Source organism: Curtobacterium sp. VKM Ac-2922 (assembly GCF_022815645.1).
In the GTDB taxonomy this organism is placed as follows: domain Bacteria; phylum Actinomycetota; class Actinomycetes; order Actinomycetales; family Microbacteriaceae; genus Curtobacterium.
Genome location: NZ_JALGRO010000004.1, coordinates 278,688 through 293,287, shown reverse-complemented (window position 1 = coordinate 293,287; position 14,600 = coordinate 278,688). Strand labels below are relative to the sequence as shown.

13 protein-coding genes and 1 tRNA gene are annotated in these 14,600 nt (G+C 72.1%); 7 read left to right on the top strand and 7 right to left on the bottom strand.

Going from position 1 to position 14,600, the window contains the following annotated elements; all coding sequences use genetic code 11:
* Nucleotides 1-72 precede the first annotated feature (72 nt).
* Together MT346_RS06890 and polA are read right to left on the bottom strand one after the other, a co-directional pair.
* Nucleotides 73-1,752: a DUF885 domain-containing protein gene (locus MT346_RS06890; protein ID WP_243562069.1), complete on the bottom strand. Its 1,680-nt coding sequence runs from the start codon at nt 1,750-1,752 to the stop codon at nt 73-75.
* 59 nt (nt 1,753-1,811) lie between these two features.
* A complete protein-coding gene (gene polA, locus MT346_RS06885) occupies nt 1,812-4,454 on the bottom strand; it encodes a DNA polymerase I (RefSeq protein ID WP_243562068.1) in 2,643 nt (880 codons plus the stop codon).
* A gap of 149 nt (nt 4,455-4,603) precedes the next feature.
* Here polA and MT346_RS06880 point away from each other — a divergent pair, with 149 nt between their 5' ends.
* Nucleotides 4,604-4,951 carry a hotdog fold thioesterase gene (locus MT346_RS06880; RefSeq protein ID WP_279396816.1) on the top strand — a complete coding sequence of 116 codons (348 nt, stop codon included), beginning with the start codon at nt 4,604-4,606 and terminating at the stop codon, nt 4,949-4,951.
* A 28-nt stretch (nt 4,952-4,979) separates the two neighbouring features.
* On the top strand, nt 4,980-5,354 hold the full coding sequence (locus MT346_RS06875; protein WP_243562066.1) for a VOC family protein: 375 nt from the start codon (nt 4,980-4,982) through the stop codon (nt 5,352-5,354).
* Nucleotides 5,355-5,425: 71 nt separating this feature from the next.
* On the opposite strand, the gene MT346_RS06870 is transcribed toward MT346_RS06875, so the two are convergent.
* The 5 genes from MT346_RS06870 to MT346_RS06850 all read right to left on the bottom strand — a co-directional run bounded on the left by MT346_RS06870 (nt 5,426) and on the right by MT346_RS06850 (nt 9,593).
* Complete coding sequence (locus tag MT346_RS06870; RefSeq protein WP_071300697.1) at nt 5,426-6,034, bottom strand: ANTAR domain-containing response regulator; 609 nt, start codon at nt 6,032-6,034, stop codon at nt 5,426-5,428.
* Nucleotides 6,035-6,273: 239 nt separating this feature from the next.
* Nucleotides 6,274-6,358 (bottom strand) — tRNA-Leu (locus MT346_RS06865).
* A 54-nt stretch (nt 6,359-6,412) separates the two neighbouring features.
* The gene (locus MT346_RS06860; protein WP_243562065.1) at nt 6,413-7,594 is read right to left on the bottom strand and encodes a GAF domain-containing protein; all 1,182 of its coding nucleotides are present in this window, start codon (nt 7,592-7,594) and stop codon (nt 6,413-6,415) included.
* A 56-nt stretch (nt 7,595-7,650) separates the two neighbouring features.
* Entirely contained in the window at nt 7,651-8,052 is a 402-nt protein-coding gene (locus MT346_RS06855; protein ID WP_243562064.1) for a DUF779 domain-containing protein, read from the bottom strand.
* Nucleotides 8,052-9,593, bottom strand: a complete 1,542-nt coding sequence (locus tag MT346_RS06850; RefSeq protein WP_243562063.1) for an aldehyde dehydrogenase family protein — start codon at nt 9,591-9,593, stop codon at nt 8,052-8,054. Before MT346_RS06850 ends, MT346_RS06855 begins: the two co-directional genes overlap by 1 nt.
* A 114-nt stretch (nt 9,594-9,707) precedes the next feature.
* Here MT346_RS06850 and MT346_RS06845 point away from each other — a divergent pair, with 114 nt between their 5' ends.
* The 5 genes from MT346_RS06845 to MT346_RS06825 all read left to right on the top strand — a co-directional run bounded on the left by MT346_RS06845 (nt 9,708) and on the right by MT346_RS06825 (nt 14,582).
* Nucleotides 9,708-10,787, top strand: coding sequence for a DUF6177 family protein (locus MT346_RS06845; protein WP_243562062.1), 1,080 nt, complete (start codon nt 9,708-9,710; stop codon nt 10,785-10,787).
* Nucleotides 10,777-11,151, top strand: coding sequence for a hypothetical protein (locus tag MT346_RS06840; RefSeq protein ID WP_243562061.1), 375 nt, complete (start codon nt 10,777-10,779; stop codon nt 11,149-11,151). Before MT346_RS06845 ends, MT346_RS06840 begins: the two co-directional genes overlap by 11 nt.
* The gene (locus MT346_RS06835) at nt 11,148-12,461 is read left to right on the top strand and encodes an AAA family ATPase (RefSeq protein WP_243562060.1); all 1,314 of its coding nucleotides are present in this window, start codon (nt 11,148-11,150) and stop codon (nt 12,459-12,461) included. Before MT346_RS06840 ends, MT346_RS06835 begins: the two co-directional genes overlap by 4 nt.
* Nucleotides 12,451-14,025 (top strand): tetratricopeptide repeat protein, encoded by a 1,575-nt coding sequence (locus MT346_RS06830; RefSeq protein WP_243562059.1) that lies wholly within the window; start codon nt 12,451-12,453, stop codon nt 14,023-14,025. The genes MT346_RS06835 and MT346_RS06830 overlap by 11 nt, the downstream gene beginning before the upstream one ends.
* Before the next feature lie 83 nt (nt 14,026-14,108).
* On the top strand, nt 14,109-14,582 hold the full coding sequence (locus MT346_RS06825; protein ID WP_243562058.1) for a hypothetical protein: 474 nt from the start codon (nt 14,109-14,111) through the stop codon (nt 14,580-14,582).
* The last annotated feature ends 18 nt before the right edge of the window (nt 14,583-14,600 follow it).

Here is a 14,600-nt window from a genome sequence, read left to right as displayed (position 1 = left end):
CTAACCGGGTGCGGGATGCCTCACAAGCACACCCCGCCGCCGTGTCGTGCTGTCTCGCCTGCTGGCCTGCGGTCAGTCGACGAGCGCCGACCGCAGGGTGTCGAGCCCGACCCCGCCGAGTGCGAGCGCCCGGTGGTGGAACGCCTTGAGGTCGAAGGCGCTTCCCTGGCGGGCGGCGACCTCGTCGCGGATCGACTCCCAGACGCGCTGCCCGATCTTGTACGACGGCGCCTGGCCGGGCCAGCCGAAGTAGCGGGCGACCTCGAACCGGATGAAGGCGTCGTCCATGTTGACGTTCTGCCGCATGAAGTCGAGCGCGTACTCCCACGTCCAGCCACCGCCGTCGGGGTTGGTCTTCTGCAGGTGCACCCCGATGTCGAGCACCACACGCGCGGCACGCATGCGCTGGCCGTCGAGCATGCCCAGGCGGTCGCCGTCGTCGTCGAGGAACCCGAGCTGCTCCATCAGCCGCTCGGCGTAGAGCGCCCAGCCCTCGACGTGCCCCGAGGGACCGGCGAGCTGGCGACGCCAGGTGTTGAGCTCGCCGCGGTTGTAGACCGCCTGGCTGATCTGCAGGTGGTGCCCGGGGACCCCTTCGTGGTAGACCGTCGTCTTCTCGCGCCAGGTCCCGAACTCCGTCACTCCCTGGGGCACGGACCACCACATCCGGCCGGCGCGCGAGAAGTCGTCGGACGGGCCCGAGTAGTAGATGCCGCCCTCTTGCGTCGGCGCGATCCGGCACTCCAGGCGCTTGATCGGGTCCGCGATGTCGAAGTAGGTGCCGTCCATCGCGCGGATCGAGGCGTCGCTGGTCTCCTGCATCCACCGTCGCAGGGCGTCGGTGCCGTGCAGGGTGCGGGCGGGGTCGGCGTCGAGGACCTCGATCGCGCGGGCGACGGACGCCCCGGACTCGATCCGTTCGGCGATCCGCTCCTGTTCGTCCCGCATCCGCGCGAGCTCCTCGATCCCCCACTCGTAGGCCTCGTCGAGGTCGACGACGGCGCCGAGGAACCGTCGCGAGTGCAGCTCGTAGGCGTCACGTCCCACGGCGTCGACGGGGGTGGCGAGCGGCATCAGCTCGTGTTCGAGGAACCCGCTCAGGGACCGGTACGCGGCCGAGGCGACCTCGGCGCCGCGCTGCAGGTCCGCCCGCAGCGACTCGGGCAACGGCGCCCCGTCGTCGAGCGCGGCGCCGTCGGCGAGCTGGCGGAAGAACCCGTCCGGTGCGCCGCTGCGTGCGGCCTGTTCCGCGACGAGCTCCACCTGGCGGCGTGCCGGCGTCACCCGCTCGCGCGTGCCTTCGAGCAGGGTCTCGCGCCATCCCTCGAGCGCGTCGGGCAGCGCGGCGAACCGGCTGGCGATGTCACGCCAGTCCGACTCGGTGGCGGTCGGCATCAAGTCGATCGCGTCACGCAGGGACTGCGGCGGACTGGCGATGACGTTGAGGTCGCGCAGGTGCAGCTGGCGGTCGTACGACTCGACGACCAGGTCGAGCTCGGCGCCGAGGTCGGTCTTCGTGACGCGGTCGACGTCGTCGGCCGGCGCCGCGGCGTCGAGTGCGGTCTTCGCGGACCGGGCGGCGGACGCCATGGCCGCGGCCCCGGCGGGCGAGGTGTCGCCGTACTCGCCGGTCCGGCCGGCGACACCGATGTAGGTGGCGATCGTCGGGTCGAGGTCGACCAGGGTGTCGACCCAGTCCTCGGCGACGCGGTCGACGGCGGACGGTTGGCGGACGGGGCGTTCATCGGTCATGCCCCGACCCTACCGAGCCGGTCCGACCACCGCGGTGCAGCGGTGGTCGTCACCCGGCGTCAGTGGGCCGCGGCCTCCCAGTTGGCGCCGAGACCGACGGAGACGTCGAGCGGGACCGTCAGTTCGGCGGCAGCGCCCATGCGGGTCCGGAGGATCTCCTCGACGCGGTCCTGTTCGCCGGGCGCGACCTCGAGGATGAGTTCGTCGTGCACCTGGAGCAGCAGGCGCGTGCCGAGGTCACCGTCGCGCAGGTCCGCGGCGACGCCGAGCATCGCGATCTTCATGATGTCGGCGGCCGAACCCTGGATCGGGGCGTTCAGCGCGGCCCGCTCGGCGTTCTCCCGCAGGACCCGGTTCGGGCTCTTCAGGTCGGGGAACGGACGACGGCGCCCGAAGATGGTCTCGGTGTAGCCGTCCTCGCGTGCCTGTTCGACCACGTTGCGCAGGTAGTCGCGCACCGCACCGAACCGGGCGAAGTACTCGGTCATCAGGGTGCGGGCTTCGCTCTGCTCGATGCGGAGCTGCTTGGACAGGCCGAACGCGCTGAGCCCGTACGCGAGACCGTAGGACATGGCCTTGACCTTGGTGCGCATCTCGGCGGAGACGTCGGCCGGCTCGACGCCGAACACCCGGGCTCCGACGAAGCGGTGCAGGTCCTCGCCCTCGTTGAAGGCCTGGATGAGCCCCGGGTCGCCGGACAAGTGCGCCATGATCCGCATCTCGATCTGCGAGTAGTCCGCCGTCAGCAGGGTCGTGTACGGCTCGGCGACGGCGAACGCCGACCGGATCCGGCGCCCCACGGCCGTCTTGACCGGGATGTTCTGCAGGTTGGGGTCGGTCGACGACACACGGCCGGTGCTGGTGCCGGTCTGCTCGTACCGCGTGTGGATGCGCCCGTCGACGACCGCGGCGTCGAGGGTGTCGACGATCTGCCGGAGCTTCGTCGCGTCGCGGTGCTGCAGCAGCAGCCCGAGGAACGGGTGCGGGTGCTGGTCCTGCAGGTCCGCCAGGCTGGCGGCGTCGGTGGAGAAACCGGTCTTGGTCTTGCGGGTCTTCGGCATCGCCAGCTCGGTGAACAGCACCTCTTGCAGCTGCTTCGGCGACCCGAGGTTGACCTCGTGGCCGATCTCGGCGAAGGCCTGCTGCGCGAGCTCGGCGGCCCGCTCCCCCAGCTCCTTCGACAGTCCGGTGAGCACCGGGCGGTCGATGCCGACGCCGGTGGTCTCCATCTGCGCCAGGACCGACACGAGCGGCAGTTCGATGTCGTCGAGGACACGGAGCGAGCCGGGGTCGATGCGGGCACGCAGTGCGGTCGTGACGCGGAGGCCGTACCAGGCTTCGACGCCGACGTTGACGGGTGCGGTCTCGGGGACCAGCTGGTTCGGGTCGGCGGTCGGCAGTTCCTCGCCGAGTTCCTGGTAGACCAGGTCACCGAGCGGCTGCCCCTGCTTGCCCGGGTTGGCGAGCCAGCCCATGATGCGCGCGTCGCCCGCGATGCCGTTGACGACGATGCCCACGGTGCCGAGCGCCTTGACGGCGGCCTTGGCGTCGTGGAAGTGCTTCGGCGCGTCCGAGGCGAACCACGCGGTCAGCTGCTCGTAGTCCTTGGCGCCGCTGCCGCCCGGCACGAGCACGGCGTCGTCGTGGGTGGCGATGCCGATCGCGCTGAGACGACCGTCGATCATCTCCACCGCGACGCCGTACCCGTTGTCGGCCGCCGCCGCGTTCCGGCGTTCGAGCCAGTAGCCGAGCTCTTCGTCGATCAGCGTCTTGACGGGCGGCGGTGTCACACCCGGGTCCGGGGCCGAGCCCTCGGCGGTGGAGTCGGCGCCCTCGCCGCCCCCGACGACCTTGAACACCCGGTCGAGCAGCGTGCGGAACTGCAGCTTCGCGAAGAGCTCACGCACCGCCGCTTCGTCGATCGGACGGAGCGCCACGTCGGCGGGGCCGACCGGCAGCGCGACGTCGGTGACCAGGCGGTTGAGCCGGCGGTTCAGGACCGCCCGGTCGCGCTGCTCGCGCAGGTTGTTGCCGACCACGCCCTTGATCTCGTCGGCGTGCTCGAGCACCCCGTCGAGCGAGCCGTACTGGGTGACCCACTTGACGGCGGTCTTCTCGCCGACCTTGTCGATGCCGATCAGGTTGTCGCTGGTCTCGCCCACGAGTGCGGCGACGTCCGGGTACTGGTGCGGTTCGATGCCGTAGCGCTCGTAGACCTTGTCGCGGTCGTAGCGCGTGAGTTCGGAGACCCCGCGGACCGACGGGTACAGCAGCGTGACGTCGTCGTTGACGAGCTGGATGGAGTCGCGGTCCCCGGACACGACGTAGACCTGGTACCCCTGGGCGGCGCCCTCGGACGACAGGGTGGCGAGGATGTCGTCGGCCTCGTAGTCCTCCTTCGTGACGGTCGTGATGCCCATCGCTTCGAGGGCCTGCTGCAGGAGCGGGATCTGCCCCTTGAACTCGGCCGGGGTCTCGGAGCGGGTGCCCTTGTACTCCGCGTACTCGCGGGTGCGGAACGAGAACCGCGAGATGTCGAACGCGACCGCCAGGTGGGTGGGCTTCTCGCGCTGCAGGAGCATCAGCAGCATCGAGATGAAGCCGTGGATCGCGTTCGTGTGCTGCCCGTCGCGGTTGACGAAGCTGTCCACCGGCAGTGCGTAGAAGGCCCGGAAGGCGAGCGAATGGCCGTCGATGACCATGAGGGTAGGCTTTGCGGAGTCCGACACCCGGACAGCCTACCGACGCCATCCGACACAGGAGTCAAGCGCGCGTGACCGACGAAGCGACCACCACCGGCCCCGTCGACGAGCGGCTCACCGACCGCGGCACGGGCGAACTCGGCGACAAGATGGGCATGGTCATCAGCGAGCTCACCGCCGAGCGCGCGGTGGGCACCATCCCGGTCGAGGGCAACCGTCAGCCGGCCGGGCTGCTGCACGGCGGCGCCTACGTGGTGCTGGCCGAGAGCCTCGGGTCGGCCGCGGCGAACGTGCACGCCGGGCCCGGACGCTACGCCGTCGGCATCGAGCTGAACGCCTCGCACTCGCGCAGTGCGACGAGCGGCACCGTCACGGGCACCTGCACCGCGATCCACCTCGGCAACACGCTCACCACGCACGAGATCGTGCTGACGGACGACCAGGGTCGCCGGTGCTCGACCGTCCGCATCACCAACATGATCCGCGAGCGGCGCTGAGCCCTCGCACGGCCACAGGGAGTCCGCCATGGACTGGAAGATCGAACTCGTCATGGTCCCCGTCAGCGACGTCGACCGCGCCCGCGACTTCTACGACCGCATCGGCTTCACCATCGACCACGACCAGCGGGTGTCCGACGACGTCCGCTTCGTGCAGGCGACGCCACCCGGGTCGGCCTGCTCGATCGCGTTCGGTGACGGCATCATGTCGCCGGACGTCGAACCCGGTTCCCTGAAGTCGATCCAGGTCGTCGTCCCCGATGCCGACCAGGCGTTGGCCGACCTGCGCGCGCTGGGGGTCGACGTCGTCGGGGTGGACGAGCTGGCCTGGGGCCGGTTCGTCTTCTTCACCGATCCCGACGGCAACGCCTGGACCCTGCAGCAGCTGCCACCCCGCCCCTGACACGACGACCCTGACACGACGACGCCGCCACCCGGATCGGGTGGCGGCGTCGGCAGCGCGTCGGTGCGTGACTACTTCTTCGCGCTGAGCTGCTCGATGATCGCCTTGGCGACGTCGTGCATGGTCAGCCGGCGGTCCATCGAAGCCTTCTGGATCCAGCGGAAGGCCTCGGGCTCGGTCAGGCCCATCTTCTCGTTGAGCAGGCCCTTGGCGCGGTCGACGAGCTTGCGGGTCTCGAAGCGCTCGACCAGGTCGGCGACCTCGGACTCCAGCGTGATGATCTGCTGGTACCGCGAGAGGGCGATCTCGATCGCGGGGAGCAGGTCGTTCGGCGTGAACGGCTTGACGACGTAGGCCAGCGCACCGGCCTCGGTGGCACGCTCGACGAGTTCCTTCTGGCTGAACGCGGTCAGCAGGACGACCGGAGCGATGTGGTTCTTCGACAGCTTCTCGGCGGCGGAGATGCCGTCGAGCTGGGGCATCTTGACGTCCATGATGACGAGGTCGGGACGCAGGTCGGTCGCCAGCTGCACGGCCGTCTCGCCGTCACCCGCTTCGCCCACGACGTCGAACCCGTTGTCGCGGAGGATCTCGACGATGTCGAGACGGATGAGCGATTCGTCCTCGGCGACGACGACTCGACGGGGTGCTGTTGCGGTTGTTGCTTCTGCGTCACTCACGCCGGAGAGCCTACTAGACGCGAGCAGTGCTGGCCGCAGCGGATGGCTGGTCGGTGAACAAGTCACCTTGGTACGAGTGGCGGGACGCGGTGAGCCGGACCAGCCCCGCACGCCGTGAGCGCCCTTGGTACGAGTGGCGGGACCCGGTGAGCCGGACCAGCCCCGCACGCCGTGAGCGCCCTTGGTACGAGTGGCGGGACGCGTGAGACCGGAACTGCCCCGCACGCCGTGAGCGCCCTTGGTACGAGTGGCGGGACTTGAACCCGCACGCCGTGAGGCAGAGCATTTTGAGTGCCCCGTGTCTGCCGATTCCACCACACTCGCAAGCACGCCGATGCTACCAGGCCGAGCCGGGCCTCCAGGCAGGTCAGCGGACCGTCAGCGGCCCTCGATCGCCTCGACGGCGGCCACCAGCCCCGCCCGGCGCGGGGACCGCGGCGGCAGCACGCCGAGCAGTGCACGGAGCACGTGCGTGTCCTCGGCGCCGTCGGGGGTGCGGGACCACGCGAGCAGCGCGTCGGCGGACCCGTCGGTCACGACCGCCTCGCGGAAGCGGCTGCGGACCAGGTCGCGGAGCGCGTCGACCCCCGGCGCGTCCGACCCCGGCAGGACCGGTCCCGGGTAGCGGCTGACGGCCTGGAGGCGCGCCCCGCGGTCGAGCGCCCGCAGCACGCCGTCGACGTCGGTGCGTACCCCGCCCACCCGGTACGGGCGCGAGGCCAGCGTCACGCAGGGAGCGCTCGTCGCGAGGACCCGGCGCAGGCGGACGAGCTCGGCGCGGAGCGTGGTGGTGGCGCCCGCGTCGCCGTAGACGGCCGCGGCGAGGTCGGCGGCGGGCAGCCCGCTCGTGGCCGTTGCGAGCACGGCGAGGATCTCGGAGTGCCGTGCGGACAGTGCCACGGTGCGGCCGCCGGCGCGCAGCACGGCGGTGTCGGCGCCGAGCAGCACGAGCTCGGCGTCCTCGGGCGTGGTGGTCCGGGTGCGGTCCGGCCGGCGCAGGGTCGCGAGCGCGAGCTCCGCCTCGGCGGCCGCGACGGTCGCGGTCACCAGCGGCAGGGTGTGGCGCTCGACGGCACGGTCGTCGCCGGTGACGTCGACGACGCCGATCGGCCGGCCGCCGGCGTCGTGCACGGGGACCGCGCTGCACGAGAACGGCTTGACGGCGGTCGCGTAGTGTTCCTCGCTGCGGATCTGCACGGGGCGGTCCAGGCGCAGGGCGGTGCCGGGCGCGCTGGTGCCGACGTGCTCCTCGGCCCAGTCCGCGCCCGCGACGAAGCCCATGTCCTCGGCGGCGCGGCGGGCTCCGGGCGCGCCGTCGACGAAGACGAGCCGGCCGGCCGCGTCTCCGACCGCGACGATGCACCCGGCGGCGCGCGAGTCGTCGAGCAGCAGCCGACGGACGATCGGCAGCAGGGTCGCGAGTGGCCCGCTGCGCCGGGCGGCGTCGAGTTCGTCGGTGCCCAGGGTGACCGCGGGCACGCCGTCGGGGTCGACCCGGGCGGACCGGCGCCAGGACTCGGCGACCAGGGGGCGGACGGACCCGGGACGGGGTGCGCGCATGCGTCCTCCGTCCGACCGGGTCCGCCCGTCGCGTCGTCGCGGCAGGTGCGGTCAGCCTACGTCGGCGCGCCCGACGGGACCAGTCCCAGGTCCTGCAGCTCGGCGTCGTCCAGCATGCGGGACCGGGTGAGGAACCGCTTGCCCTCGGGCACCTCGACCGAGAACCCGCCACCGCGACCGTCGACCACGTCGATGGTCAGGTGCGTGTACTTCCAGTACTCGAACTGGGAGCGGGACATGTAGACCTCGACGGGGTCGATGCCGTCGACGTCGACCGCACCGAGCAGCACGTCGCCGGACCCGGTCGTGAACATCCCGACCGGGTAGCACATCGGACTCGACCCGTCGCAGCAGCCGCCCGACTGGTGGAACATCAGTGGGCCGTGCCGGGCGGTGAGGGAGCGCAGGAGCTCCCCCGCCGCCGGCGTCACCGCGACGCGCGCCGTGGGGTGCGGCATCAGAAGAAGCCCATCGGACCCTCGGCGTACGACACCAGCAGGTTCTTCGTCTGCTGGTAGTGGTCGAGCATCATCTTGTGGTTCTCGCGCCCGACCCCGGACTGCTTGTACCCGCCGAACGCCGCACCCGCCGGGTACTGGTGGTAGGTGTTCTCCCACACGCGCCCCGCCTGGATGTCACGGCCGGCCCGGTAGAGCGTGGTGGCCTCGCGGCTCCAGACCCCGGCGCCGAGCCCGTACAGGGTGTCGTTCGCGATCGAGATCGCGTCGTCGTACCCGCTGAAGCTCGTGAGCGCCAGCACCGGTCCGAAGATCTCCTCCTGGAAGATCCGCATCGCGTTGTCGCCCTCGAACACGGTGGGCGTGACGTAGTACCCGCCGCTCAGCTCGCCACCGAGGTCCGCGCGTTCGCCACCGAGCAGCAGCTTCGCGCCCTCCTGCTTGCCGATGTCGATGTAGCTCAGGATCTTCTCGAGCTGGTCGTTCGACGCCTGCGCGCCGATCATCGTCGCCATGTCGAGCGGGTGGCCCTGCTTGACCGCGCGCACGCGGTCGAGTCCGTCGGCGACGAAGCCGTCGTAGATCTCCTTCGCGACGAGCGCCCGCGACGGGCACGTGCACACCTCGCCCTGGTTGAGGTTGAAGAACGCGAAGCCCTCGAGCGCCTTGTCGTAGAACGCGTCCTTCTCGTTCGCGACGTCGGCGAAGAACACGTTGGGGCTCTTGCCACCGAGCTCGAGCGTGACGGGGATCAGGTTCTGCGACGCGTACTGCATGATCAGGCGGCCGGTAGTGGTCTCCCCCGTGAAGGCCACCTTGCGGACGTCGGGGTGCTGGGCGAGCGGGGCGCCGACCTCGAACCCGAAGCCGTTGACGACGTTGAGCACCCCGGCGGGGATCAGGTCCTGGATCAGGTCGATGAGCACGTGGATCGACGCGGGGGTCTGCTCGGCGGGCTTCAGGACCACGCAGTTGCCGGCCGCAAGCGCGGGTGCGAGCTTCCACACCGCCATCAGGATGGGGAAGTTCCACGGGATGATCTGCGCGACGACCCCGAGCGGTTCGTGGAAGTGGTACGCGACGGTGTCGTGGTCGATCTCCCCCGTCGACCCCTCCTGTGCGCGGATGGCCCCGGCGAAGTAGCGGAAGTGGTCGATCGCCAGCGGGATGTCCGCGCCGAGGGTCTCACGGATCGGCTTGCCGTTCTCCCACGTCTCGGCGACGGCGAGCACCTCGAGGTTCTGCTCCATCCGGTCGGCGATCCGGTTCAGGATGTTCGCGCGCTCCGTGATGCTCGTCCTGCCCCATGCCGGGAACGCCTTCCACGCGGCGGCGACGGCCTTGTCGACGTCGGTGGAGTCGCCCCGTGCGACCTCGGTGAAGGTCTTGCCCGTGACCGGGGTCGGGTTCTCGAAGTACTGCCCACCGGTCGGTGGGACGTACTCCCCGCCGATGTAGTGGTCGTACCGCGGCCGGAACGCGACGAGGGATCCGTCCTCGCCCGGAGCGGCGTAGGTGGTCGGCGATGCTGCGATGGTCATGGTGGTGCCCTTTCGACGACGGTGTCGGTGGCCGCGCGGTCGGCGCGTCCGTGCGTGACGCTACGGGCGGGCAGGTTGCGTCCGGTTGCGACCCCGGACGGTAGGGTCCATGCCATGGGGACGGGACACCCGCTGGTGGACGGGATCGGCGACGGCTACGTGGTGAGCGAGTCCGTCCTGCCCGTCGTGGCACTGACGCCGATGCGGGCCGACCTGGTCGTCCGGGCTGCGGCCGACGGACATCGCGTCGTCGTCCTGACACCGGACACCGCGCGGCTCACCGAGTCCTTCCGGCAGGTGCTCGACGGCGCCGACGGCCGGTGGGTCGTCCGTGCCGAGGACGGCACGCTCCGCGACGGGTCGACCGGCACGGCGCTCGCCGGCGTCGCCGATGCGTTCCGGACGCCGACGGCCGCGGATGCCGTCGACCCGCGGTTCCTCGAGGTGCCCCGCCCGGAGCAGGTCCAGTTCGTCGTGTCGGCGTCGATCCGCCACCGTGCCGACGTCGGCGTGCGGCTGGGCCGCGCCTGGGAGACGTTCGCCGCGCTCGGGCCGGGGACGACACCGGTCGGGTGGGGCACGCACGAACCCGTTGAGGACGCCTGGGACAAGGACACGCTGACCGCGGCCGCCCGGGCGCGCATGCCGCACGAAGCCCGGTTCTCGGTCATCGGGTCCGCGGACGCACCCCTGGCCGGCTCGGTCACCGTCCGCCGCACCGACAAGGGTGTCGAGGAGGTCGTCACGGGCCTGGTCGGTGTCGGCGCCCCGGGCACGACCGGGGTGCAGCGTGCGCACGACGCCGCCACCGTCCTGCTCGCCGACCTGTGCCGGAGCGCGCTGCCACTCGTCGCGATGGTGTTCGCCCGCGTCGGGTCGGCGGACCTGACCGTGCGCCCGACCCTCGAGCAGGACCCGGAGCCGGTCGCGATGCTGCTCGGGGCACCGGCGGTGCAGGGCCTGGGGCTCGACGTCGACGAGATGCGGGAGCGCTTCGGTGCCGAGCGGGTCGGCCGACCACGTCTGCCGTCCCTGGTGCTGCGGTTCCGTGACGGGCCCTCGCGACCGGACGCCACCGGGTGGGAACGGCTCCGCCCCGTGGTCGACCACCTGGGCCGCGACGCCGTCGAACGACTCACCGGCCGCGACCTCGGCGCCGGCCCGACCCCGGAGGACGACCCACGTGCCCCGTGAGCTGACCATCCTCGGGCCGACCCTGCTCGGCGACGCCGAGTTCCGACCCGCCGCGGCCGCGGTGGACCCCGGGATCGGCATGCGCCTGGTCCGGGACGGTCTGGTCGCCCGGTTCACCGACGGCGACGGGCGCCTCCTGGCCACGGTCCAGCACCCGCGTCGGGTCCGCTCGACGTCCGAGGTCCGTCGCCTGCTGCCGGACGTGCCGACGCTGCCGCCCGAGGCCGACGGTGGCGGGTGGTGGTGGACGGACGTGTTCGTCCCGTTCGACGACGAGACCGAGCCGATCGGCAGTGCGCTGGCGACGGCGATCGCGGAGCGGGCGCACGGCGTCCTGTCCGCCCAGGACGCGAGGCGACGATGACCGACGACCCCCTCTTCACCAGCCTGTTCGCCGCGATGCAGGCGGCACCCGACGACGTGGCACTGCGCGGACAGGTCGCACAGCTGCTGCTGCAGCGCGGCCGTGCGGCCGAGGCCCTGCAGCACGCCGGGATGGTCCTGCAGCAGGATCCGGGCAACGCGCTCGCGCTGCAGGTCCTGACGGACGCGAGCACCGCACTGCGGCCTGGAGGCCCGGTGCCGGTCACCGAAGTCGCCACCGGCACCGAGCCTCCCGTCCGACCCGCGGAGGGCTTCGACTGGCGACGTGCCGAGGCGGAGCTGGGACGCAGCGTCCCGCCGCCGTTCGTCGAGCCGTCGGCGGACGACGCCGAACCCGCCGAGCCGGCCGAGCCGGCTGACGGACCCGAGAAGATCCGGGTGGAGGGCGACGGCGACCACGCCCTTGACGTCGAGATCGAGCGTCCCGACGTCACGCTCGCCGACGTCGGCGGACTCGAGGACGTGAAACAGCGCATCCGCGAGTCGTTCCTCGAGCCGATGCGGCACCCGGAGATCGCCGCCGCCTTCGGCAAGACCCTGCGTGGGGGGCTGCTGCTGTACGGGCCTCCCGGCTGCGGCAAGACCTTCATGGCCCGCGCGATCGCCGGTGAGCTCGGTGCGCACTTCGTGACCGCACGGATCGACCAGATCCTGGACCCGTACGTCGGCAACACCGAGAAGAACCTGCACGCGGTGTTCCAGGCAGCCAGGACCCGGGCGCCCGCCGTGCTGTTCCTCGACGAGATCGACGCGCTCGGCGCGCGCCGGTCGAGCATCGGCACCGGGTGGAGCGGGCTGCGGCAGATGGTGAACCAGCTCCTGCTCGAACTCGACTCGGTCGGCTCGGAGAACGACGGACTGTTCGTGCTCGCGGCGACGAACAGCCCGTGGGACGTCGACCCGGCGTTCCTGCGCCCCGGCCGACTGGACCGGATGACCCTCGTGCTGCCGCCCGATGCACCGGCACGCGAGGCGATCCTGCGGCACCACTTCGCACGCCGCCCGATCGCCGGCATCGACCTGGGCCAGGTGGTCGCAGCGACCGAGGACTTCTCCGGCGCGGACCTCGCCCACCTGGTGACCTCGGCCGCGGAGCAGGCGATGGCGAAGTCCGTCGCGGCCGGCGAGATCCAACCCCTGGGCATGGCCGAGGTCCGGCACGCGCTGACCCAGGTCCGTCCGTCGACGGGGTCGTGGCTCGTCACGGCGAAGAACGTCGCGGCCTTCGCGAACGCGGACGGACGCTACGACGAGCTCGTCGCCTACCTCAAGCAGAAGCGTGTCCTCTGACACCCCGGCGGGTGCGGCCGGTGCCGATGCCGCCGGTTCCGCGGCGTCCCGCGCAGGGTCGCTCCGCGCGCTCGGGCAGCTGGACACCGCAGAGCGTGTGCTGCGCGACGCACTCGACCGGGCCCCCGGTGACGCTGGACTGCTCGGCGAGTGGGCGGCGCTGCACCAGGCGCGTGGCGACCTGCAGCAGGCCGAGCTGGCCGCACGTGCGGCGGTCCAGGCCGCACCGGACACGCTGCCGCCGTACCTGCGCCTGGTCGCCGTCCTGATCGCAGCCGGTCGCGCGCCCGAGGCCCGGGACGTCACCGCCCGTCTCATCCCGGTGGCACCCGACGTGGCCGGTCTCTGGGCGCAGCACGCGATCGCGAGCATCGATGCCCGGGGACGCCGACTGCCCGAGGTGCGGCAGGCGTACGAGCGGGCGATCGAGCTCGAGCCGGACTCCCCCGACTGGTACGCCGTCGGCGCGGTCTGTGAGCGGGCGCACCGCAACTCCGACCGCGCGCGCGAGCTGGTCGTCGAGGGGCTGCAGCGCGCCCCGCAGCACCCGGGCCTGCTCGCCCTGCGCGCCGAGTACGCACCGGTCGCCGACCAGCCGGACCTGCTGCTCGACCTGCTCGTGACGAACCCGGGCGACGAGGAGTCCCGCGAGCTCCTCGACGCCGCGGTCACCTGGGAACGACGCGCTGCCGCCGCCGTGGCACTCGTCCCGGCGCTCGTGGCCGCCGTGCTGCTCGCCGCAGGACCCGGCGTGGTCGGCGCGGTCGCGACGACCGTGACGGCCGTCCTCGGTGCGGTCGGCGCGTGGGTCGTCCTGCGCCGCTACCGTCGTCGGCGCGACCGCCTCCCCGCGAGCTACCTGGGGACGCTGCCGCGGCGCGGGGCGGCGCTCGGACGGTGGGGCGGGGTCGGCGCCGCCGCACTCGTCGTCGTCGCGCTCGCCCTGCGATGGGCCTCCCCGGTCCTGCCGGGGCCGGACGGACTGCCCGCCGCACTGGCCGCGGGTGGTGCGACCGTGCTCGGACTGGCGTCGGTGGTCGTGCTGCTGCCCGGCGACGACCGCGTCCTGCGCACGGCCAGGAACCGGACCGGACGGGTCGCGTGGGGAACGGCCTGGCAGTTCGGCAGCCTGCGGCAGGAACTCGCGCTCTGGTCCGGGCTGGCGGTCGGCGTGCTCGGGATCATCGGGACGACGACGGCCATCGGCGCTGCTGCGCCGGACGGGCTGATCACCGCCGTCGCGTGGCCACTCGCACTCGTGACCGCGACGATGTCCGTCGAGGCGTTCCGCGCCGGCCGGTTCGCGGCGCAGCGGTACTTCCGGAGCCTGGGGATCCGCTACCGGCTGTTCGCCCTGGTCGTGCTGACGGCGGGACTGATCGGCACCGGCGCAGCCGGGCTGCAGGTGCCCGCGGACCGCGGGACGTCGGACGTGCCGGAGCCGGTGTCGTCGTACTCCGTGCCCGGGGTCCCGGACCGGACGGTGACGCCCGTGCCGGTGCCGTCCTTCTCGATCCCGTCGTTCGACCCGCCGACCGTGCCGCCGATCACCGGCGGGGGCTGACGGACCGGGCCGACCACAGGCCGCTCGTCTCGGCGCGGACCGGGTTCCGATCGTGCCGGAGCCGGCGCAGTACGCTGGAGCCGATGGACTTCACACCCTCGTACACCTTCCTGCAGGCGGTCCAGGTCCTGCATCAGCGGGGCTGGCAGTCGGTGCGGGTGTTCCCCGAGCTGTACGAGATCGGCGACTGGCGGTGCTGGCTCACTGCCTCGGGTTCCGGTTCGGGTCGGCGGCCGTTCCGGATGGCGGTCTACATCGGTTCCGAGGACTGGGAGATGCCGTTCGAGCACGACCCGTCCGAAGCACTCACCCCGGAACAGATCGCCGACGGGCTCGAACCGGGCCTCGACCCGCGAGCACGACTGGCGGACCCGTCCTACGGACCCTGGTTCGGCGAGCTCCTGCGACAGTGCGGCCCCCACGCGCTCCCGGTCTTCCGGGGCGGGGGGCTGGGACGCCGCTCCGGACCCGCCGTGATCGGGCAGGACGGTTCGCTCACCCTGCTCGACATCGCTCCGGAACCCCCCGAACCGATCCGCACGGCCGCCGCCGGCTGAGCCCGCTCCCGGCGAGCG